This window comes from Streptomyces sp. NPDC001750, from assembly GCF_042892615.1.
Lineage (GTDB): Bacteria > Actinomycetota > Actinomycetes > Streptomycetales > Streptomycetaceae > Streptomyces.
In genome coordinates this window covers 86024-107407 of the sequence record NZ_JBIAUE010000010.1, presented here as the reverse complement: position 1 = coordinate 107407, position 21384 = coordinate 86024, and the positions used below count along the sequence as shown (strand labels likewise).

At 70.9% G+C, this 21384-nt stretch carries 17 protein-coding genes; 14 read left to right on the top strand and 3 right to left on the bottom strand.

The genetic code is table 11. The annotated features are described in order from the left end of the window. Positions 1-34: 34 nt before the first annotated feature. On the top strand, positions 35-1309 hold the full coding sequence (locus ACFYY6_RS17815; protein WP_389194154.1) for a cytochrome P450: 1275 nt from the start codon (positions 35-37) through the stop codon (positions 1307-1309). Between the two features lie 583 nt (positions 1310-1892). Here ACFYY6_RS17815 and ACFYY6_RS17810 read toward each other — a convergent pair. Continuing rightward, on the bottom strand, positions 1893-2381 hold the full coding sequence (locus ACFYY6_RS17810) for an SUKH-4 family immunity protein (protein ID WP_389194006.1): 489 nt from the start codon (positions 2379-2381) through the stop codon (positions 1893-1895). 79 nt (positions 2382-2460) lie between these two features. After that, complete coding sequence (locus ACFYY6_RS17805; protein WP_389194003.1) at positions 2461-6297, bottom strand: hypothetical protein; 3837 nt, start codon at positions 6295-6297, stop codon at positions 2461-2463. A gap of 451 nt (positions 6298-6748) precedes the next feature. Here ACFYY6_RS17805 and ACFYY6_RS17800 point away from each other — a divergent pair, with 451 nt between their 5' ends. From ACFYY6_RS17800 to ACFYY6_RS17740, 13 genes are all read left to right on the top strand, one after another. After that, on the top strand, positions 6749-8302 hold the full coding sequence (locus ACFYY6_RS17800) for a phage tail sheath family protein (RefSeq protein WP_351517908.1): 1554 nt from the start codon (positions 6749-6751) through the stop codon (positions 8300-8302). A 91-nt stretch (positions 8303-8393) separates the two neighbouring features. Beyond that, positions 8394-8837, top strand: coding sequence for a phage tail protein (locus tag ACFYY6_RS17795; protein ID WP_351517909.1), 444 nt, complete (start codon positions 8394-8396; stop codon positions 8835-8837). Further along, entirely contained in the window at positions 8837-9331 is a 495-nt protein-coding gene (locus tag ACFYY6_RS17790; protein ID WP_351517910.1) for a hypothetical protein, read from the top strand. Before ACFYY6_RS17795 ends, ACFYY6_RS17790 begins: the two co-directional genes overlap by 1 nt. After that, positions 9328-9471 (top strand): DUF6760 family protein, encoded by a 144-nt coding sequence (locus tag ACFYY6_RS17785; protein WP_093549683.1) that lies wholly within the window; start codon positions 9328-9330, stop codon positions 9469-9471. The genes ACFYY6_RS17790 and ACFYY6_RS17785 overlap by 4 nt, the downstream gene beginning before the upstream one ends. Positions 9472-9522: 51 nt before the next feature. After that, positions 9523-11511: a hypothetical protein gene (locus tag ACFYY6_RS17780; RefSeq protein WP_389194000.1), complete on the top strand. Its 1989-nt coding sequence runs from the start codon at positions 9523-9525 to the stop codon at positions 11509-11511. 136 nt (positions 11512-11647) lie between these two features. Next, positions 11648-12085 (top strand): phage tail protein, encoded by a 438-nt coding sequence (locus tag ACFYY6_RS17775; protein ID WP_073786578.1) that lies wholly within the window; start codon positions 11648-11650, stop codon positions 12083-12085. A 5-nt stretch (positions 12086-12090) separates the two neighbouring features. After that, positions 12091-12906, top strand: a complete 816-nt coding sequence (locus ACFYY6_RS17770) for a peptidase M23 (RefSeq protein ID WP_386609343.1) — start codon at positions 12091-12093, stop codon at positions 12904-12906. Beyond that, entirely contained in the window at positions 12906-14960 is a 2055-nt protein-coding gene (locus ACFYY6_RS17765) for a VgrG-related protein (protein ID WP_389193997.1), read from the top strand. Before ACFYY6_RS17770 ends, ACFYY6_RS17765 begins: the two co-directional genes overlap by 1 nt. Before the next feature lie 233 nt (positions 14961-15193). Then, on the top strand, positions 15194-15487 hold the full coding sequence (locus ACFYY6_RS17760) for a PAAR domain-containing protein (protein WP_073786583.1): 294 nt from the start codon (positions 15194-15196) through the stop codon (positions 15485-15487). A 6-nt stretch (positions 15488-15493) separates the two neighbouring features. After that, the gene (locus tag ACFYY6_RS17755; protein WP_073786585.1) at positions 15494-15907 is read left to right on the top strand and encodes a GPW/gp25 family protein; all 414 of its coding nucleotides are present in this window, start codon (positions 15494-15496) and stop codon (positions 15905-15907) included. A 37-nt stretch (positions 15908-15944) separates the two neighbouring features. After that, positions 15945-17903, top strand: a complete 1959-nt coding sequence (locus ACFYY6_RS17750; RefSeq protein ID WP_351517917.1) for a putative baseplate assembly protein — start codon at positions 15945-15947, stop codon at positions 17901-17903. A 5-nt stretch (positions 17904-17908) separates the two neighbouring features. After that, positions 17909-18442 carry a phage tail protein gene (locus ACFYY6_RS17745; protein ID WP_351517918.1) on the top strand — a complete coding sequence of 178 codons (534 nt, stop codon included), beginning with the start codon at positions 17909-17911 and terminating at the stop codon, positions 18440-18442. Positions 18443-19287: 845 nt separating this feature from the next. Beyond that, entirely contained in the window at positions 19288-19806 is a 519-nt protein-coding gene (locus ACFYY6_RS17740) for an NADase-type glycan-binding domain-containing protein (protein ID WP_386609340.1), read from the top strand. A 40-nt stretch (positions 19807-19846) separates the two neighbouring features. Here the strand turns inward: ACFYY6_RS17740 and ACFYY6_RS17735 are convergent, their stop codons facing one another. Then, positions 19847-21262 carry a diaminopimelate decarboxylase gene (locus ACFYY6_RS17735; RefSeq protein ID WP_389193992.1) on the bottom strand — a complete coding sequence of 472 codons (1416 nt, stop codon included), beginning with the start codon at positions 21260-21262 and terminating at the stop codon, positions 19847-19849. Positions 21263-21384: the final 122 nt, after the last annotated feature.

Here is a 21384-nt window from a genome sequence, read left to right as displayed (position 1 = left end):
CGCGGTCGCCGGCACGTCCGACAGGCCCAAGCCCATCGCGTACACGCCGGAGCCGTCCGTACCGGACGTCTTCGACCCTCGGTTGTACGCGCGAGGCATCCCGTATGACCGCTACCGTCGGCTGCGCGACCACCACCCGGTGGCATGGCAGGAGGAACCGGAGGTCCTCGGCTGGCCGGCGGGCCCCGGCTTCTGGGCCGTCACCCGGCACGAGGACGTCGTCCGGGTCCTCAAGGACGCGTCGACGTACTCCTCGTACCTCGGCGCCACCCAGATCCGCGACCAGGACCCCGACGACCTGCCGTTCATCCGCCGGATGATGCTCAACCAGGACCCGCCGCACCATCGTCGGCTGCGTACTCTCACCAGCCGCGCCTTCACGCCCCGGCGCGTGGATCGCTTCCAGAGGACCGTCCGCGAGCGGGCGCGCTCCCTGTTCACCGCGGCGGTCGCCGAGGCCCGCGCCACCGACGGGACATGTGACCTGGTCGCCCGGGTCACCGACGACTACGCCCTGCTCAATCTCACCGATCTGCTCGGCGTGCCGGACAGCGACCGGGATCTCCTCCTGCACTGGACCCGGCGCGTCATCGGCTACCAGGACCCCGACGAGGCCGGGCCGTCCTCACCGGGCCCGGACGGCAAACCCCTCAACCCCCGGTCCCCGGCGGCACTGGGCGACATGTTCGACTACGCGCAGGCGCTCGCCGCCCACAAGCGCCAAAACCCCGCCGACGACGTCATGACGTCCCTGGCCACGGACCCCGAACTCACGGTCCCCGAAATGGAGATGTTCTTCTTCCTGCTGGTGGTGGCGGGCAATGACACCGTACGCAGCGCGGCCCCGGGCGGCCTGCACCTCCTGGCCCGGCACCCTGACGCGTACGCGCGGTTGCGTGCGGGAGACGTGCAACTCACCACCGCCGTCGACGAACTGCTGCGCCGCCACCCGCCGGTCCTGTCCTTCCGTCGTACCGCCACCCGCGACACGGACCTGGCCGGTACCCGCATCAGGCGAGGCGACAAGGTGGTCGTCTTCCACGCCTCGGCCAACCACGACGAACGCGTCTTCCCCGACCCGTTCACCCTGGACCTCACCCGGACGCCCAACCCCCACGTCTCCTTCGGCGACGGCCCCCATGTCTGCCTCGGCGCCCACTTCGCCCGGCTGCAACTGCGGGCCCTGTACGAGGAGTCCTGCCGCACCCTGCCGCCGGGGCCCCTCCGACTCGCCGGTCCGCCGCGCCGCCTGGTGTCGAACTTCATCAACGGGATGAAGTCGCTCCGGGTGCGGGTGGCGGGCGCCTGACGGACGGCCCCACCGCCACGGGACGGACGAAGTACCTGCGCGTACGGGTTTCTGAGGATGGTGGGCATGGCATGGAGCCGCGGTGCCGAGCCCGCGCCCTCACCTCATGTTGCATGAAAGGCCTTCCCGGTGACGACCATTCGCTTCGACGTCGACATCGCCCGCTCGGAGCCCACCGGCACCGCGCCCGGCCTCGAGCAGGTCCGTCGACATCCTCCACACCCGTTACGCGCCCGACCACCGCTGGGTCCACGTCCTGCCTACGGCCGCCCTGCTCGCCGCCACCCTCACTCACGCAGACAGGGGCTTCGATGGCTCCATCTGACGTGCGGTGCCCGGCGGTTGGAACGCCTACTCAAACGAGGCACCACCGCCGGTTCGAGCACAGGTCTGTTCGCGGGTCGCCCCGAGGTGCTCGGCGAACACTGAACCACCTCGCCACATCCGTGGGTGGCTTCGACGGCACGGCCTTCGACGAACTGGCCCGCCTGACACCGGAAGCGCGTACGCAACCGCTGCCGCCTTCCCCTGCCTGAATCACGCGCGTCGACGGGCTTTGATGGCAACCGGTCGGGTTCTTGAATCAACCGGTCAGGTTCTCGTAAACACTCTCCCACATCGCGGAAGCACTCAGCGAGCCGGGATCGATCTCTTCCAAGAGTGCGGCGACGTCCCGGCCGTCAGGTCGATCGGCCCGGTACGTGGCCTGACCGATCCACACCAGCAAGCAGACGAACGCATAGAGATCACTCGACAGCGTAGTCGGTGATTCCTCGAGATCACGAGTCAGTAGGAGAACCGGTCCCGCAGCTCCGTCCAGACACAAGAATCCATCGAGGAACAGCCCCAACTTAAACACGTTGTCTGACCGTGCCCAGGGGGGAAGTTGAATTCCAATCAGGACCTCATGCAAGGGCCTCATGTCGCACAAGTCGGTCACAATGGTGTCGCCGATGCTCGTCGGCACGCCGATATTCTGCAGGGTGAATCGGGCTCGTCTCTCCTCCACCCCTTCAGGGATTTCGTCGGGACTCAGGACCGGCGCCAGGGCGGGGCCGAAGATTCGGATCATATCTGAACGGTTTACGGCGTTCCAACTCGTATCTGAACGGTTCATGACGTTCCGCCCCCGGCCTACCGTACCGAATGATTCAAGTGATATGGATATTTTTCAACTGATCCCGCACTTCATTCACCAGCGCCTTCATTTCGCTGGCGCGTGCAGCCATTTGCGCACGAATGTAATGGTAATCGAAGGCTTCCTGTGGAGTGAGGTTCGCCACGTTCGGGGGTTCGAACGCGCGTGTCTGAGAAGCCCCTTGCGGGTCGCTTCGTGCCGCCTGATGTGAACTGTCGACAACAAATCCGACATGTGGATCTGTCGGCTGGACGGGTTCGACAGACACTCCCCGGGACAACAGGACGGCTATCCCCAAACGCGCGGCCATTCGGTCCGGGCCGGTGTCTACGTTAGCCCACGGCTCACGATTCGAGGCCCAGGACTGCATGGATTGCGATGAGGACTGCCCCGGGTACCGCATGTTCGTCGGCGGGTTGGCGACCTCCCGAATCACCGCATTGACGGGCGGGGTCACCTGCGGTGCACCCCTGGAAACGAACCATTGGTCCAGTTGCGATCCGGCCACCGGGTCCACTAGCTCCCGTAATGCGGCCGCGGGTATCTGCTGATGTCCCTGCTGGGCCAGATCCGTCCGGGCCGCCGTGATGCGGGACACGGCGTCCCAGTTGTCGTTCACGGTGTCCGACGAAGTCTGCGTCACGCCGTCACTCGGACCACCGTAGAGAGCTGCCGCATGCACGGTCGCCCTGCTCTTCGGGTTGATTCCATTCAGTGTGTCGAAAAAATTGGCGATATGTGACGCGCAGTTGACACATGGCGACCTGGTGACATAAATGACCAGGCTCGGCTCAGGAGACTTCTTCACTGCCTTTCTAATCTTTGAGTCACTCTTCAAAAGATAATCAAAATGATTGATAACCCCTTCCTCGGCATGCGCTTCCCGCACGCTGTGCAGGCTGTAGTTCGATTTCTCGCGGCTCTTCACCGGGCCGGCCCACTTTCCTCCCATCAGGCCATTGTAAGGGTGCTTCAGATAGCCGATGGCATATGTGTCTACAGTCGGCCTCCCCCTGCTGACATCGGGATGGGCATTGGAGTTCACCGGATAGTAGGGGAGCTGGCGTTGATGGAACACAGGGTGTACCCCGCCGGGGGTCTGTTGTGTGACGGGGAGGGGGAGGTCTCCGTGAATGACTGATATGAAAGCTGCCTGAGTGGTTTTCCTCAGATAGTTGAGGAAGTACCTCGTGGTCGCCCCGACCGGGTTTACTTGGGCTTTGATCCTGAAATCAGGCGTCTCGGGCGCCCTGCCCGTCTCGACCCAGATGCGCCGGAGCCCCTTGGGTTTCCAGCGCTTCATCACATCCTGCAGCACACTTTCGATCGACTGTCCGCCGATCTTGTTCCTGACGCGAGAATTAGCGTCCCGCAGGGCGGTTTCGAGAACTTTCTTCTTTGCTTCGGAATCGTTTCTCTCTTTTTGTTCGCCCCTGGTGCTGTTCTGCTGTTTTTCTCTTCCTGGCCCTTTTCTTCCAGGGGGCGAAGGGGAATCTTTCTTCCGGCGGCCTTGAGCCTTTTTCTTGGGTTTTCCCCAGAGGGATTTTCCCTTCCTGACGATGAATCCGACAATCTTGTCGATGGCACGGTTGACGGGCCGGGAGACGGCGTGGAAGACGCTCTTCACCTTGTTGGCGAGGCTGCCGATGCCGAGGAGGGAGGCGAGGAAGCCGATGAGGAGGGGAACGCTGGTCGCCAGGGCAGCCTCGACCATCTTGGGGACGCCTGCCGATCCGCCGTTGGCTATGGCGACGACGGCATCCAGGACGGCGTTGACGAATTCGACGATCTGGGAGCCCTGGTTCACGATGAACGTGACGATGTCGATGATTCCCTTGACCGCGCGGACGAAGGCGGAGGCGGGGTTGAGGAGGGAGATGATCCAGGTGATCCCGGCGATGATGACGGTGGGGATCAGATAGCTGGTGAGTTTCTGGAGGATGGTGGCCTTGAGGTCGCCGGCCTCGGCCTGGATTTCCTTGACGGCGCCCGCGGGGCCTTCGGCGGCGAGCTTCTTCGCGACGGGGACGGAGGACTCGACGGCGCTGAGGGCCTGGTCGGGGACGCCCTTACGGGTGATGCGGGCGCGGATGTTGGCCCAGGTGAGGCCCAGGAGCGAGCCGATGAGCTGGATGATGCCCTTGAGGTCGAAGCGGGCGGGGAGTTCGAGGCCGGCCTTGACCGCGGTGCCCAGGAGCCAGGAGACGAGGCCGGTCTTGAGGTGGTCGGCGATGTTGGTGATGAAGAGCTGAAGACCGGCGCCGACCGCGCGTACGAGATTGCCGAGAAACCCGATGGGGTCCTTGATGATCTTCATGATCGCGGAGGCGGCCTTGGCCAGGATGCCGAGGAGGAGGTTCTTCAGCTCATTGATCGTCTTGAGGACGCCGACGATTGCGTCCTTCGCCTTGTCGATCAGGCCCTTGTTGGCTTCCTGGAGCCTCTTGATCTCCTCGTCGATCTTGTTCAGGGCGGCGGTGTACTTGTTCGCGAGATCCTGGACGAGCTGTTGGGACTTCTCGTTGACGGTTGATTCGAGATCGTCGAACTTGCCCGCGAAGTCCTTCGCCGCGTCCTGGCCGAACTGGCGCAGATCGGCGGGGAGTCTGTCGACCTCGGCCTTGAGTTCGGCGCGGCCCTTGGCGATGCGGGCCTTCGCGCGGCCGAGTTCGGTGCCGATGAGGTCGGCGACCGACGAGATGACGCCCTGCATCTTCGTGACGTAGAGCTTGCGGGCCTCCTGGTAGAGGTTGTCGGCGTCCTTCGGCAGACCCGCGAACTTGTCCTTGACCCAGCGGGCCTTGCCCGTCAGGCCCGAGTAGCGCTTGTCCTTGTACGCCTTCATACGGCGCTTGTGGTCGGCGGTGAACGCGTCCCGGGCGGCCTTCTCCCCGGCCGTGAACGCCGTGTCGACCTTCTTGTCCAGACCGGACAGGGTCTCCTCGACGTCCTTCTTCGTGGTGTCGTAGACCTTCTGGAGCTTCGCGGTGACCTCGGCGCGGCGTTTCTCGTCCCGCGTCTTCGTCTCGCCCTTGCCGCCGTCGACCTGCTTCCCGGCGGCGCTCCGGGTCGCGGTCAGGGTGGCCATGGCCTGTGTCCCGGCCGCCGCCGCGCCCGCCTTGGCCGTGGACAGCTGCTGGTTCTCGGCCGCCCTGCCCTTGGCCGGGGCCTTCGCGGAGTCCGCCTCGGCTGTCTTCTTCGCCGACAGGGCCTCGTCGAACGCGGGCTCGTTGCCCCTGGCGAGCTGTTCCTCGGTGACGTCGGCGTCCGCGAGGGCCTTGTCGTTGGCGGCGGGGCCCTGGGAGAAGTCCGTGACGGCCGCGGGCTGTCTGTCGGGGGTGGCGTCCGCGGCGGAGGGGGCGCCGGGGTTGGCGGGCGGCTGGTCCGGGGTCATCGGGGTGACGGGTTTGTCCTTGGCCGCCGCGGTGTCCGGCGGGGCCTCGGTCGCCGTTTCGATGTCCTTGGCGGAGGACTCCTTGCCGTCCGAGACCTTTCCGTCGACCTCCGACTTGATCTGGTCGGCCTTGCCCGACTTGGCGAACTTGTCGGCCTCGTCGAGGTTCTTCGGTGCCTGGGCGTCGATCGCCTTGTTCACCGCGTCGACGAACGCCTGCTTGTTGAACTCGCCCGGCCTCGCGGCGTTCATCTTCTCCGCGTTCGCCGCCTTGCCCTGGGCCTCCTTGTCGTCCGGGGGCGCGACGGCCGCGTCCTGCGCGGACTTCGACTCCGCGGCGGCCGGGGCGTGGGCGGCCAGACGGGTCTTCTTCGCCGCGACATCCGACTGCACCCGGCGGAAGCCAGGCGCCTGCGCCGGAGACGGCTTGACCGGGGCCGTGTAGCGCTGGGCCACCAGACGCGAGACGGCCGCGTTCCCGGCGGCGCGTTGCAGCCGTTGCAGACTCCGCGGATCAGGCCCGGGGGACGGACGGTCGCCCGGCGGGCGCTGCGGTGGGGGAGCTGTTGTACGGGACACCCCCGTACGCGCGGGAACGGGCTGGGCGCGGGCAGCGCCGGGGTCCCTCTCCGGAACCGCCTTCATCCGCCCTCCCGGCCCACCGCTTCCCGGACAGTCGGCACTCCACGGGCACGGGACCCTGCCGCCGCCCCAGGGTGCGGGGACGTGAATATGCGTACGGAGGCCACGGGGGCCGGTCACCGGGCAGGGTGCGGCGGCGTGCACGGGCGGGGGCGTTGCCTGATCGGGCAGCGGCCCGTGCACGGGCGGGCGGCCGTGCGTCCGTTCCCGGTGATCGCGGCTGTCACGAGAATTGCGGGCGTTCCCCGGCCAAGGAGAAGCTCATATGCCGTCGTACCTGTCCCCGGGCGTCTACGTCGAGGAGATCGAGTCCGGGTCCCGGCCGATCGAAGGGGTGGGCACCTCGGTCGCCGCCTTCGTCGGCTTCGCGCGCAAGGGTCCGTTCGACGAGCCGACGCTGATCACGAACTGGAGCCAGTTCGTGGCCACGTTCGGCGACTTCGTCGACGGCACGTATCTCGCCTCCGCCGTCCACGGGTTCTTCTCCAACGGCGGCGGCGTCTGCTACGTGGTGCGCGTCGGCGACGGCACCGAACCTCCTGCGGAGGACGTGGACGACGGGTCGGCCGCCGGGAAGCTGCCACCGGGGTCGGAGACGCGGCTCGGGCCGTACGCGGTGAAGCCACGGCCCGGCGCGGTCGGTGAGATCACCGTTGAGGTGGCCGCCGCGGAGGGGGAGGATCCGCCCTCCGACGTGTTCCGGCTCGTCGTGAAGCGGGACGGGCAGGTGGTCGAGACGTATCCCGACGTCACGACCAAACGCAGCAAGGAGAACGTCGCCACCCGGGTCAACGCCGCCTCGGAACTGATCGAGATACGGGAGTCGGGGCGCGGTGCCGCCCCCGCCCGGCCCGAACCGCAGTCCGTCGTCCTGGCCCCCGCCGCGCCCGCGCCGGCCGACGCCGGGGCGCTGACCCCCGAGGTGTACGTCGGTGATCCCGACCGCCGCACCGGCCTGGGGGGCCTGGAGGCGGTGGAAGAGATCACCACGGTCGCCGTGCCGGACCTGATGAGTGCGTACGAGCGCGGACTGCTGGACCTGGAGTCCGTCATCGCCGTACAGCAGGGGATCATCACCCACTGCGAGCTGATGGGCGACCGCGTGGCCATCCTCGACCCGCCGCCCGGGCTCTCCCCGCAGCAGATCCGCGCCTGGCGCACCGACCGGGCCAACTTCGACTCCAAGTACGCCACGCTCTACTACCCGTGGATCCGGGTCGCCGACGCCTCCTCGGGGCGTGCGCGACTCGTACCGCCGAGCGGCCACATCGCCGGGGTGTGGGCGCGCAACGACGAGTCGCGCGGGGTGCACAAGGCCCCCGCCAACGAGGTCGTGCGCGGGGCGGTCGCGCTCCAGACGCAGCTGACCAAGGGGGAGCACGACCAGCTCAACCCCATCGGGTTGAACTGCATCCGGTCCTTCCCGGGCCGTGGCATCCGCATCTGGGGCGCGCGCACCCTGGCCTCCGATCCGGCCTGGCGCTACCTGAACGTCCGGCGCCTCTTCAACTACCTGGAGGAGTCGATCCTCGCCGGTACGCAGTGGGTCGTCTTCGAGCCGAACGACGACGCCCTGTGGGCCCGTATCCGGCGCACGGTCTCGGCGTTCCTGGTCAACGAGTGGCGCAAGGGGGCGCTGTTCGGGCTCACCCCGGAAGAGGCGTTCTACGTCAAGTGCGACCGCGAGACCAACCCGCCGGAGAGCATCGACGCGGGCCAGGTCGTCTGCGAGATCGGGGTGGCGCCGGTCAAGCCCGCCGAGTTCGTCGTCTTCCGCCTGTCCCAGCTGAGCGAGGGCAGCGGCGGCGTCGACGAGTGACGGGGCGTGATGGATGTCCTCCCCGCCGACGACATGCGCGGTACGGGCGGACTGAGCGGTTGAAACGGCAAGAGCGGAAAAGGAGCCTGTTGTGCCACTTCCCGATCTCGACAGCACCGTCGGCGCGTCCTTCGGCCTCGAATTCGACAGCGTCGTCATCAAGCAGATCACCGAGGTCAGCGGTCTGAAGATGGAGCAGGACGTCATCGAGCTGAAGCAGAACACCGCCGACGGCCGCTACGCCATCAAGAAGCTCCCCGGCCGGCCGAAGGCCGGTGAGGTGACCGTGACCCGGGGTCTCACCGAGGACAACAGTTTCGAGCGCTGGATCAAGGACTCGCGGTTCGGGCGGATGCCGATGGCCCGGCGGAACGGAGCGGTCATCGTCTACGACCACGAGGGCATCCCCATCAAGCGCTACAAACTCATCAACGCCTGGCCGAAGTCCCTGGAAATCGGCACCCTCAAGGCCGGTGACACCTCGGTGCTGACGGAGAAGCTCGCCATCACGTACGAGAGCATGGAAGTCGACTGATGCGGCGTACGGCATCGGCTCCCGCACACGTCCACCCGCACGCCTCCGCGCCGGACGCGGGCGAGGGAGTCCCGCGGCGGACGGACGGGCGGGACCCGGCGGGGGCGGCCGGCCAACGGGACACGCTGCGCACGGAGTTCTCCTTCCAGCTGCCGCGCGGGTACGTCGACGAGGCGGGCGTCGTGCACCGCACCGGAGTCATGCGGCTCGCCACGGCGCGCGACGAACTCGTGCCGTTGCGGGACGACCGGGTGCGCGAGAACTCCGCATACCTCTCGGTCGTACTCATCGCCCGGGTCGTCACCCGGATCGGCACGATCGACGACGTCCACCCCGGCATCATCGAGGACCTCTTCGCCTCCGACCTGGCCTTTCTCCAGGACTTCTACCGGCGGATCAACGCCGAGGGACACACCCGCGCGGCCGTCACCTGTCCGGCCTGCCAGGAGGAGTTCGCGGTGAACCTCGCCGGTGGCCGCCTGGGGGAATCGTGACGTACGCGGCCGACCTGCTCTACGAGGAGGTCGCGTACCTCGCCTACCACTTCCACTGGCCGCTCGATGAGCTGCTGGATCTGGAGCATCCGGAACGTCTGAGGTTCGTCGCACAGGTCGCCCGCCTCAACGGGCAGTAGCGACGGGCAGGAGCGAGGAACGCGGGGAGCGCGGGGAGGACGGAGGAGTTCATGGGGCTGATGTCCTGGCTGCGCGACGGCGGTTCCCGACTGCGCGGCGGCGCGCGTGCGGACGACGCCGGGGGCACGGAGAAGGGCGGGGCGGGTACGGACCACGACGTACGGGCGGAGCACGGTCACGACGTACGGGCGGAGCACGGCGCGCCGCGCGAGCGGGCCGACCTGTCCGAACTCCAGCCGATCCAGCGGACCTTGACCGGTCAGGGTCTGATCACGAATCCGTCCGGGTTCCAGGAGACGCTCTCCACCCGGCGCGATGTCGCGCTCGGTACGCCGCTCGGCCATCTGGTCAGTCCGGACGCGCCCACGGGGCTCGTGCACGGGGTCACCGCCCCGGCACCGGCGGAACACGGTGGCGATTCCGTGCAGCGGTCGGTTCACGCGCCGGAGGAGGCGCGGGGAGGGCTGTCGGTCCGGGACAGGTCCCTGCCGGTGGCTCCGTCCGCTTCCGTCGGCGCCACGACGCCCGGCTCGCTCGGCGTGCAGCGGGCCACGGGCGCCGGGTCGGCGGCGATGACGTCGGCCGGGGAATCGGCCGCGGCGGAGCTGCCCGTACGTCATCTGGTGGGCGAACGGGCCGTGGCCGCGATGCCGGACGGCCCCGGCGCCGCGCCCGTGTCCGCGCCCGACGGCGTATCGGCGCCGCTGCCCGTTCAGCGTGCGGCGACGCCTTTGGCTGGTGAACGACCTCCGCGCGCGCCCGGCCTCGGGGCGCCGCTGCAGGCCCTGCCGCCCACCGCGCAGCGCCGGGCCGCCGCGACCGACGCGGGGACGGCGCCGGGGACGGGAGGCACAGGGACGGGCGCGGATGGCGGGGCCGTTCTGCCGCTGGTGCCCACCGGGCCTGTCGTGTCCGTGGCGCGGAGTGCGGAGAGCGGCGACCATTCCGGTGCGACCGCGGGGGCGCCCGGCCCGCCCGACGCCTCCGCGCACCGGGAGACGTCCGGCCCCGAGGCGCCCACCGCGCCGCTGCTCGGCGACGACCCCCTCCTGGCCGCCCCGGCGGAGTCCGCTCCCGCGACCGGTGCGGCGGTGCAGCGCCGCACCGACCCGCTCGTTCCCGTACCTCCGTCGCGGCTCCCGGCCACCGGGCCGGTCGCACCGCTGCTGGCCGACCGGCCGCTGACACCGCCGTCCGTCCACGGGAGCGCCATCGGCGGTGGTGCGCCCCCTGCCGCCGTACAGCGCCTCGGCCCGGTGGACGGCCCCGCGGGCACCGGCCACGGACCGGCATCCGGAACCGGATCCGGAACCACACCCGGATCCTGGGCCGGGGGCGACCCCGATGCCGTTCCGGTGCGCTGGACGTCCGAGGGGGCGGGATCGGGATCCCCGGGAGCCCCGTGGGCGGCGACGGTGTCCTTGTCGGATGCGGTGCCGGTGCAGCGCGGGAGCACGCCGTCGGCGAGTGCTCCGGGGAGCGCTTCGGGCGCCCGCTCCCGGCCACTGCCCGGTCTGCAACGGCAGCCGGTCGGCGGGCCGCCGGTGCCCCGTTCGGCGGGTACCGCCGGAGGCCGTGCCGTCTCCGCCTCCTCGATGTCCGCCGACGGGTTCACGACTGCGGGGTCCGTCGCCGTTGCCGCGGGGGTGGCCCAGCGGATGGCGGACGGCAGCGTGGTGTTCGGGTCACCGGCGTCGACGTACACGTCCTCGACGTACACCCCACCGGCGTACTCGGCGCCGGTCGTCCAGCGCGAGACGGAGAGCGAGGAACCGCCCCCTCCGGAGCCGGAACCGGGGCCCGCGCCGGATCCGGATCCGGATCCGGAACCAGAACCGGTACCGGCGCCCGAGCCCGTCGGCACCACCGCCGGGGGCCCCGCCCCGCCGGGGTCCCACCCCCCGGCCCCCGGCGGGGCTCCGCCCGTCGTCACCGACGAACTGGTCCGCGCCCTGTATCCGCCGCTCAGCCGCCTCCTCAAGGCCGATCTGCGACTGGAACGCGAACGGGCCGGCTTCCTCATCAACACCAGGCACTGAAAAGCCGGGCCGCGAGGCACCCGGCCCCGAGCCACCCGGCAGCGACGAACAGCGATGAGCAGCGACGAACAGCAACGAACAGTGATGAGCAGGGACGAACAGCAGCCGCACCACAGGGAAGTGAGAGGTACGTGCCATGGCCACCGCCCCGAACGAGGACCCCGCCGTCAGCGTCTGCTTCGTCGTGACGATCGACGACATCGAGCTCGGGTCGTTCAACACCTGCGACGGGCTCGGCTGTGAGGTGGTGCTCGAAACACGGGAGGAGGGCGGCAACAACGGGCACGTGTGGCAGCTGCCGACCCGCCTGAAGTACTCCAACGTGAAGCTCTCCCGGCCGCTGACCAAGGAGACCGAGAAGGTCGCCCGCTGGTTCGCCACCATGACGACCGGGTTCAGCCGCAAGACCGCGCACATCGAGGCACGGACCGGGGACGGGCAGAAGGTGGCCCAGTGGGGGCTGCTGGAGGTGGTGCCGGTCCGCTGGACCGGGCCCTCCTTCAACCCCGAGTCGCCCAAGGTGGCGATGGAGACCATCGAGATCGCCCACCACGGCTACGTGATGGAGGGCTGATCGCCGTGAGCGGTGCGGGTCCCATCGCGTTCAGCGCCGCCGGTACGTCCGGGGCGTCGGCCGCGGCGAAGGCCGGCGGGGGCGGTTCTGCCCGGCCCAAGCTGGAACACGCCTACCTGGAGCTGCGGACGCCGCCGACCGGAGGCGGGCTCACCCCCGGCGCGCCCTGCGGGCGGATCGACTTCCAGTTCAACCCGAAGGAGCTGAGCCTCACCAAGGCCGCGTCCTGGAAGCGGAGCCCTGCCAAGGGCGCCAAGAGTTCGGGCCCGCCCGAGTACCAGGGCTCGCAGCCCAGCAAGCTCACGGTCGAGATGTTCTTCGACGCGGGCGACACCCACGACACCCGGGTGGTGACGGCGGTGGAACAGCTCTTCGCGTGCTGCGTGCCGACGAACGAGACCCGCCAGCAGCAGCGTTCGTCGCCGCCCTGGGTGGTGTTCCACTGGGGTGGGCTGACCGGGTTCCCCGGATACGTCAGCCAGGTGCAGGCGAAATACACCCTGTTCACCACGTCGGGCGTGCCGATCCGGGCCGTCTGCCAGGTGACGATGGAGGAGATCAGCGGCGAGACGCCGGGACAGAACCCGACCTCGGGCGCCCTCGCGGCCCGCCGGGTCCACCGGCTGGACGCGGGCGACTCGCTGCCGTCGCTGGCCCAGCGCGAGTACGGGGACCCGGCCGCCTGGCGGGTGATCGCGGAGGCGAACGGGATCGACGACCCGATGCGGCTGGCCCCGGGGCGGCAACTGCTGCTCCCCGCGCTGGACGAGCTGAAGCGACTGGAGGAGGAAGAACGGGCCCGGGACGGGGGTCGGTCCTGATGGCGCCGCCGGGTGTCGCGACCGCGCTGGTGGTGGAGTTCGGGGGCCGTCCGCTGCCGCCGAGGTTCGTGAACACGCTGGTCGAGGGGTACGTCGACGACAGCCGTACGCTTCCCGACCTGTTCCTGCTGCGCTTCCGCGACCCGGACCGGGTGCTGCTGGAACAGGCCGGGCTGAAGATCGGCACCGAGGCCCGGCTGCTGGCCCGCGCGGGCGGCGACACGGCCCCGAAGCCCCTGCTGAAGGGGGTGGTCACCGCCCTGGAGGTGGAACTCGACGAGACCGGCACCTTCACCGTCGTACGCGGGCTCGATGAATCGCACCGGCTGTTCCGCGGGCGCCGGGTGGCCAGCTACCAGAACATGACGCTCGCCGACATCTGCGCCCAGGTCGCCCAGCGCGCCGGACTGAAACCGGGGAACGTGGACGTGGCCGGGCCAGTACTCGAACACGTCGCCCAACCCAACGTGACCGACTGGGAGTTCGTCAGCGCGCTGGCCGAGGAGGCGGGCGCCCAGGCGTACGTACTGGACGGGCAGCTGCACATCACCCGCCCGGTGGAGGCGAGCGGCGCGCCCGACGGATCCGCCCGGGCCGACCGCGACCCGCTGGTCCTGGAGATGGGCAGCAACCTGCTGCGCTGCCGGGCCGGGGTGTCGTCCGCCGAGCAGGTCTCCGAGGTCGAGGTGCGCGGCTGGGACGTGAGGACGAAGCAGCCGCTCGTGGGGCGGGCACCGGCCGGGAAGTCGGCGACGCTGGAGCTGGGGGTGAGTGCCGCCGATGTGACCGCGCCGTTCGGCGAGGCGCGCTTCGTGGTGACGGACACGGCGTACGGGGCGCAGGCGCAGGTGGACCAGGCGGCGAAGGCGCTGGCGGAACGGATCGCCGGATCGTTCGCGGAGCTGGAGGCGGTGATCCGGGGAAATCCGGAGGTGCGGGCGGGCAGCGCGGTGGCGCTCAACGCGGTGGGCGCGCCGTTCGAGGGCCGGTACACGGTCACCACGTCGCGGCACGTATTCGACCCGGTGCGCGGCTACGAGACGTGGCTCACGGTCTCCGGGCAGCAGGAGCGTTCGCTGTTCGGGCTGACCGGCGGAGGTCCGGGCTCCGGCACGTCCGGTGCGGCGGCCGGGGGCGGGGCACGCTGTGCGGGGCTGGTCAACGGGACGGTCACGGACACCCAGGACCCGGACGGCTCGGGCCGGGTGAAGGTGCGGTTCCCCTGGCTGTCGGACGAGTACGCGAGCGACTGGGCGCGTACGGCGCAGTCGGGCGGGACGAGCGGCGGCGAGGCGTTCATCCCGGAGGTGGGGGACGAGGTTCTGGTCGGGTTCGAGCACGGGCATCTGGACCGCCCGTACGTCCTCGCCGGTCTGTACAACGGGAAGGACCGGCCCTCGCAGGGCAGCGGAGCCGGGAGCGGGGGAGACGGCGCCGACGGAAGCGGAGCAGTCGGCGGAGGCGGGGGCGGGGGCGGTGCGGGAGGCGGGCCGGGGGGCGCGGGCGGCTCGGTGTCCGACCCGCCGGACACGTCCGGAGCCGGGGCGGGGTCCTCCGGGGCATCCGGGTCATCTGGGTCCTCCGGCGGCACCCCGCTGGTGGACCCGACCAGTGGAGCGGTCAACCGTCGCTCGATCGCCTCCAAGAGCGGCAACCAGCTGGAGATCCTGGACGGCGCGGACGGACCGCAGGGCGTACGCCTGCTCACCGGCGACGGCAAGCTGAAGATCGACCTCGACCGCAGGGGGACCGCCATCGTCATCAACAGCGACGGCAGCGTGACCATCGAGGCCAAGCAGCAGGTGTCCATCAGGGCGGCCCGCGGCGTCGCGCTGGACGGCGGGCAGGGAGCGCTCGAACTCAGTGGTGAAAGCGTCACGTTGACGTCCCGCGGCGGGGTGCGGGTGGACGGCGGCAACGGGGAGGTCGAGCTCTCCACCGGCGGCACGGTGAAGGTCCGGGGCGCGCAGGTCGCCGTCGACGGAACGCAGCGCACCGACATCAAGGGCGGCGGCTCCCTGGCCATCAACGCGCCCCTGGTGAAGATCAATTGACGTCCCGTACGGCGGCGTGCGCCCGTCGGGCGGGCGGAGGCGCCGACCGAGCGGGCGCGGCGGGCGGCGGAGCGAACAGGGACGACGAGCGAACGAGTACGGCGAGCGAACGAGTGCGGCGAGCAGGCGGACTCGGCGACCGAACAAGTACGGCGAACGAGTACGGCGAACGAGCGGACACGGCGAGCAAATCGGATACGGCGAACGAGCCGAGCCGAGAGGAGCGGAGTTCCATGTCAGCAAGCGCGGCGGCAGCCGCACGGGTCGGCGACCCCACCGGACACCCGGGCATCGTCGGACCGCCCGGTGTCCCGTCCGTGCTCATCGGCGGGCTGCCCGCCGCCACGGTCGGCACCCCGCACCAGTGCGCCGCGCCCCCGCCCGCCGTGCACCCGCCGTCCGCGATCATGCCGCCCGGCAGCACCACGGTGCTGATCGGCGGGCAGCCCGCCGCCCGGGTCGGGGACCTGGCGGGCTGCGGTTCGCCCGTCGTGTCGGGCTGCCCGACCGTGCTGATCGGGGGCTGAGCGGACATGGGCCAGCAGTTCATCGGCGCGGGCTGGGCGTTCCCGCCGCGCACGGACGCCACTGGGTCCATCGCCCTGGTGCGCGGAGAGCACGAGTTGGAGGAGTCGATCCGGCTGATCCTGGCGACCTCGCCGGGCGAACGGCCCATGCGGCCGGAGTTCGGCTGCGCCATCAACGACTACGTGTTCGCCCCGGCGGACGCGGGCACGGCCGGGCAGCTCGCGTACGAGGTGCGCCTCGCGCTGGACCGGTGGGAGCCCCGGATCGAGGTCACGGAGGTCGTCGTGCGCTTCGACGAGGCCGATGAAGGAGTGCTGTACATCGACATCGGCTACACCGTGCGCGGTGCCAACGACCCCCGGAACCTGGTCTTCCCGTTCTATGTGATCCCGGAGCACGAGGAGGTGGACGGCCGGTGACACTGTCCGGTCCGCATCTGGAGGAGGTGGACGGCGCGTGACGCTGCCCAGTCCGCATCTGGACGACCGCCGCTTCCAGGGCCTGGTCGACGAGGCGAAACGGCTCGTCCAGCAACGCTGCCCCGAGTGGACCGACCACAATGTGTCCGATCCCGGCGTGACCCTCATCGAGGCGTTCGCGACCATGGTCGACCAGCTGGTCTACCGGGTGAACCGGGTGCCGGAGAAGAGCTACCTGACCTTCCTCGACCTGATCGGGGTCCGGCTGCACCCGCCCACCGCCGCCCGCACCGACGTGACGTTCCGGCTCTCCGCGCCCCGGCCCGAACCGGTGCGGGTACGGGCGGGTACGGAGGTGGCGACCGTCCGCACCGAGACCGAGGAAGCGGTCGTCTTCACGACCGGCGAAGAACTGTCCATCGTTCCGTGCGAGTTCGCGCACCTCGCGACCTGGCCGACATCGGGCGACGCCGTCGACCGCACCGAGGAGCTCGCGCTCGGCCGGACCGTCCCGTGCTTCGGGACCGCGCCCGCGCCCGGCGACGCCCTGTACGTGGGTCTGTCGGTGGCCGTCCCGTCGGGCGTCGTCGTGCTGCGGCTGGACTGCGCGGTCGAGGGCGTCGGCGTCGACCCGCTGCGCCCGCCGCTGCTCTGGGAGGCATGGGACGGCAGCGCCTGGACGGTCTGCGAGGTCGAGAAGGACGACACCGGCGGCTTCAACAGGTCCGGGGAGCTGATCCTGCACCTCCCGCAGGGGCACGCCCCGGCCGTCGTCGTGCGCCGGACCGGCGGCTGGCTGCGCTGTCGGCTGGTGGAGGCCGAGCCTGGGCAGCCCACCTACATGGCGCCCCCGGTGGTGCGCGGCGTCACCGCGTTCACGATCGGCGCCACCGTCGGGGCGGTGCACGCCGAGACCGTGACCGACGAGGTGCTGGGCCAGGCCGAGGGCGTACCGGGGCAGAGCTTCACGGTGAGCCGTCCGCCCGTCGTCCCCGGCGACTTCGTCGTCGAGGTGGCCGATCCGGCGGGCGGCCCGCACGGCACGGAGTGGATCCGCGTCGACGACTTCGCGCACTCCGGCCCCGGCGACCGGCACATCACCCTCGACCCCAACTCGGGCCGGGTGGAGTTCGGCCCGGCGGTACGGGAACGGGACGGGTCCATCCGCTACTACGGGGCGGTCCCGCCCAAGGGTGCCACCGTGCGCGTGCGCGCGTACCGCACCGGCGGTGGCCTGCGCGGCAACGTCGCCCGCGGCACGCTCCGGGTGCTGCGCAGCGCCATCCCGTACGTGGCCCGGGTGGAGAACCGGCGGCCCGCGCTCGGCGGGGTCGACGGTGAGACGGTGGACAGCGCCCGGGTGCGCGGCCCGATGACGCTGCGGACCCTGCACCGGGCCGTCGTTCCGCACGACTACGAGCTCCTGGCCCGCGAGGTCGCCCCGGACGCGTCCCGGGTGCAGTGCGTCCCGGCTGGCGGCGACACGGAGGTGGAGGCGGGCGGGGTGCGGCTGCTCGTCGTACCGGCCGGGCGTGGCGACGAGCAGGGCCGCATCCAGTTCGACGAGCTGATCCCGCCGCAGCACACCCTCGCCCTGATCGCGGGCCATCTGGACGAACGGCGGCCCATCGGCGCCCGGCTGGTGGTCGAACCGCCCTACTACCAGGGGGTCACCGTGGTCGCCTCGGTCCAGGCCCGCAGGGGCGCGGTGCCGGAACGGGTACGGGAGGAGGCACTGGCGGCCCTCTACCGCTACTTCAACCCGCTCAGTGGCGGGCCGGGCGGCGACGGCTGGCCGTTCGGGCGGCCGATCCAGTCGGGCGAGGCGTTCGCCGTACTGCAGCAGGTGGCAGGGGTGGACCTGGTGGAGGACGTACGCCTCTTCCCCGCCGACCCCGTGACCGGACAACGCGGCGAACCCACCACCAAGATCGTGCTCGACCGGCACGCGCTGGTCTTCAGTTACGAGCACCAGCTCCGGGTACGGGAGGGCTGACCGCCATGCGCACAGGCGTGACCGGGCTGCCGACCCCGCACCCGCTGATCGAGCAACTCCCCGCGGTCTACCTGGACGAGGACTTCCTGCGACGGTTCCTCGCCGCGCTCGACGACGTGCTCGCCCCGGTCCTGCTCGCCATCGACAACCTGCCCGCCCACCTCGACCCGCGCAGCGCGCCGGAGGACTTCCTGTCCTGGCTGGCCCAGTGGGTTGCCGTCGACCCGCACGAGGACCAGCCGGTCGAGCGGCGCCGCGCGGCGGTGCGCGGCGCGGTCGAACGCCACAGCAGGCGCGGCACCCGGCGCGGGCTGGCGGAGGCGGTGTTCCTGGAGACCGGGATCGAACCGGACATCGTCGAGAGCGGCGGCACGGCGTGGTCGCAGACCCCGCACGCCCGGTTCCCCGGCGGGCCCCGGCCGTGGGTGACGGTACGGATCCGGGCCGAGCGGCCCGAACCAGTCGACCGGGTGCGGCTGGAGGAGCTGGTCCGTACGGAGATACCGGCGCATGTGGGCTTCGACCTGGAGGTGTCGTGATCTGCGAGACGTGCGGCCAGAACAACGCACCTGGCACGCAGTTCTGCACGTCGTGCCAGGCGTTCCTGGAGTGGGAGGGGGATTCGGGAAGTACGGGTGGTCCGGGCGGTGCGGGCGGTGCGGGCGGTTCCGCGGGCGCGGGTGGTTCGAGCGATGCCGGTGGTGCGGGTGGTGCGGGGCCTTCCGCTGCCGGGACGGGGACTGCTCCGCAGCCGACGCCGCAGCCGCGAACGCGACCACGGCCTCGACCTGATTCGCAGGTACACCCGCAGCCGCAGCCGCAACCGAATCCGCGGCCGGATCCTCGACCTCAGCCGCAACCCGCACCCCAGTTGTCTCTGATGCCACCACCGCCACCGGCCCCACCCCCGGCCTCACCGGCCTCACCGGCCTCACCGGCCTCACCGGCCTCACCCCCGGCCTCACCGGCCCCACCCCCGGCCTTCTCGGCCCCCCAGGCCCCACCCCCGGCCTCACGGCCACCGTCCTCGCCGCCCCCCGCTGCCACGGCTGCCCCGCGCCGTCCCGGCGACGAGAGGGACGCGCACGAGCCGGGGCCCGAGGCGTTCCCCGACGTGCCGCCGACACCCGCGCCCGCGTCTGCGAACCGGCCGCCCGGGGCTCCGGTCCGCTGCCCCAACTGCCGTACGCAGAACGCCCCGGACCGCACCCTGTGCGTTCACTGCGCACTGCTCCTCGACCCGGGCCCGCCGCCCGAGATCCGGCCGCCCTGGTGGCGTCGGATCCTGCGTAGGCGACCGCGTCAGGCTCCCGTCGCCGGCGCCCGGCCGAAGCGCCGACTGTGGCGCCGTCCGGGCCTGGCGCTCCCGGTCGTTCTGGTCCTGGTGGCGTGCGGTATATGGTTCGCCCTTCCGCACGTGCCGGGCTGGTTCGGCCTCGCCAAGGACGAGACGGGGACGCCGGAGGCGGTGCCGCCCACCCGTTTCCGGGCCTCCAGCCGGGCGGCCGGGCATCCGGCGGGCGCCGCGTTCGACGGTTTCAACAACCGCTACTGGGCCCCTGCGGCGGCGGGCCCCGACACCGGCGTGGGGGAGTACCTGGAGTGCGACTTCGAGCAGCCGGTCCGGGTGCTGAAGCTGGTCGTCTTCTCCGGCACGTCGACGAAACTGGACGAATTCCTCACCCAGGCCCGTCCGGCCAGGATCACCGTCCGGCTCACCTCCGCCGACGGCGGCCAGGCCGACAAGGTGATCAGGGTCAAGGACCAGCCCGGTCAGCAGACCTTCGACCTGCGGGGTTCGAAGGTGGTACGGGCCCGGCTCACGATGGACGACGCGTATGGAGCGGGCGCCGGCAAGCACCTGGCCGTCGCCGAGGTCGAGTTCTTCGGACGGCGGTCCTGAGGGCCCGCCCCGGCCCGGTGCCGAGCAGCGTGGCGCGGCATCAGGCCCCGGTGCGATGCTGCGTGGCGCGCAGCGCGACCAGGGCGTCCGCCTGGGAGAGCCCGCTCTCCTCGACCACGTCGCGCACGCTCTGCGCCTCGCGCGCGAGCGCGAACCGCACCCGCCCGCCGGGGTCGGTCCGGTAGCCGTACACGGCGGGCCGGGGCAGCGAGTTGTACGAGAAGTGCGAGGAGAAGTAGTACGCCCCGGTGTCGTAGAGCGCCACCACGTCGCCCGGCTCGACGGCGGGGAGTTCGCGCGCGGTCGCGGTCAGGTCCCCGGCGAAGCAGCACGGCCCCGCGATGTCGACGACCTCGGCCGGGCCCCGCTTCGGGCGGCCCCCGGCGTCGAACACCCCGACGCGCAGCGGCCAGGCATCGGGCATGAAGACCGTACGGGTCGCCACCTGGGCCCCGGCGTGCGTGACCGCGATCCGCCGGCCCCCGGCCGACTTGGTGTATTCGACGACCGTGGCGATGGTGCCGCTCTTGGCGAGCAGGGACCGGCCGAACTCGGTGACCAGGGTGTAGCGGCCGTCGAACAACCCGGGCGCGGCGCGCCGGAGTTCGGTCACGTGATCCGCGTACGTCGGGCGGTCGTCCTCGTCGTCGAAGTTGACGGGCAGGCCGCCGCCGATGTCGAGTCCGGTGATCTGTGCGCGGCCGAGCTCCGCGTTGACGCGCTCGGCGAGTTCGTACGCGGCCCGCACGCCCTCGGCGATGAGCGGCAGCGGGCAGCCCTGGGAACCGACGTGGGCGTGCAGCCGGTTGAGCCACGGGCGGTGCGCGAAGGCGTCGATCACCGCGTCGACGGCCCCCGGGTCGCGCAGCGCGATCCCGAACTTGGAGGTCGCGGTGGCGGTGCTCATCGCCCCGATGGCGCCCGCGCCCACCTGGGGGTTCACCCGCAGCCCGATGGGCCCGGCGGCCTCCCGGCCGGTCAACAGGCGGTCGACGCGGGCGAGTTCCTGGAAGTTGTCCAGGTTGATCGCGATGCCGCGGGCGAGGGCGAACTCCAGCTCCTCGACCGTCTTCGCGGGGCTGTCGAAGACCAGCCGGTCGTACGTGAACCCGGCGGCCAGGGCCTGCTCCAGCTCCCCCGGCGAGGCCACCTCGCAGCCCATCCCCGCGTCCGCGAGCAGCCGTAGCACCGGCACCAGGCCGCACGCCTTCGCCGCGAACGTGTGGTGCACCGGGGCCGGCCCCTCGAACGCCTCGTTCAGCGCCCCGACCGCGGCGAGTACGCCGTCCACGTCGAGCAGGCCGACCAGGGGCGACCGGGGGCCGAGCAGTCCGTCCTCGACGGCACGTGCCAGCGCGGCCTCGCGGGCGCGGGCCCGCCGATGGGGAGAACGTGAAGCGCCCGAGGAAGCGCCGGAAGAAGAACCGGTACTGGTAGAGGAACCGGGAGTCGACATGAAACACCCTCCAGACGTCGGTCGTGCGCGGCCTCGTCGAGCGGCCGGCCGTCGTGCACAGCTTCACCGTGCGGCATCCGGCACGTCTTCGTCCCGGACGACCACGGACGCGTGACGGCGAT

What these genes read in the sequence shown, in the direction of transcription:
- ACFYY6_RS17735 (WP_389193992.1), bottom strand. Translation starts at nt 21,262, where the DNA reads ATGTCGACTCCCGGTTCCTCTACCAGTACCGGTTCTTCTTCCGGCGCT.
- ACFYY6_RS17780 (WP_389194000.1), top strand. Translation starts at nt 9,523, where the DNA reads ATGGGGCTGATGTCCTGGCTGCGCGACGGCGGTTCCCGACTGCGCGGC.
- ACFYY6_RS17755 (WP_073786585.1), top strand. Translation starts at nt 15,494, where the DNA reads ATGGGCCAGCAGTTCATCGGCGCGGGCTGGGCGTTCCCGCCGCGCACG.
- ACFYY6_RS17800 (WP_351517908.1), top strand. Translation starts at nt 6,749, where the DNA reads ATGCCGTCGTACCTGTCCCCGGGCGTCTACGTCGAGGAGATCGAGTCC.
- ACFYY6_RS17790 (WP_351517910.1), top strand. Translation starts at nt 8,837, where the DNA reads ATGCGGCGTACGGCATCGGCTCCCGCACACGTCCACCCGCACGCCTCC.
- ACFYY6_RS17810 (WP_389194006.1), bottom strand. Translation starts at nt 2,381, where the DNA reads ATGATCCGAATCTTCGGCCCCGCCCTGGCGCCGGTCCTGAGTCCCGAC.
- ACFYY6_RS17765 (WP_389193997.1), top strand. Translation starts at nt 12,906, where the DNA reads ATGGCGCCGCCGGGTGTCGCGACCGCGCTGGTGGTGGAGTTCGGGGGC.
- ACFYY6_RS17775 (WP_073786578.1), top strand. Translation starts at nt 11,648, where the DNA reads ATGGCCACCGCCCCGAACGAGGACCCCGCCGTCAGCGTCTGCTTCGTC.
- ACFYY6_RS17745 (WP_351517918.1), top strand. Translation starts at nt 17,909, where the DNA reads ATGCGCACAGGCGTGACCGGGCTGCCGACCCCGCACCCGCTGATCGAG.
- ACFYY6_RS17760 (WP_073786583.1), top strand. Translation starts at nt 15,194, where the DNA reads ATGTCAGCAAGCGCGGCGGCAGCCGCACGGGTCGGCGACCCCACCGGA.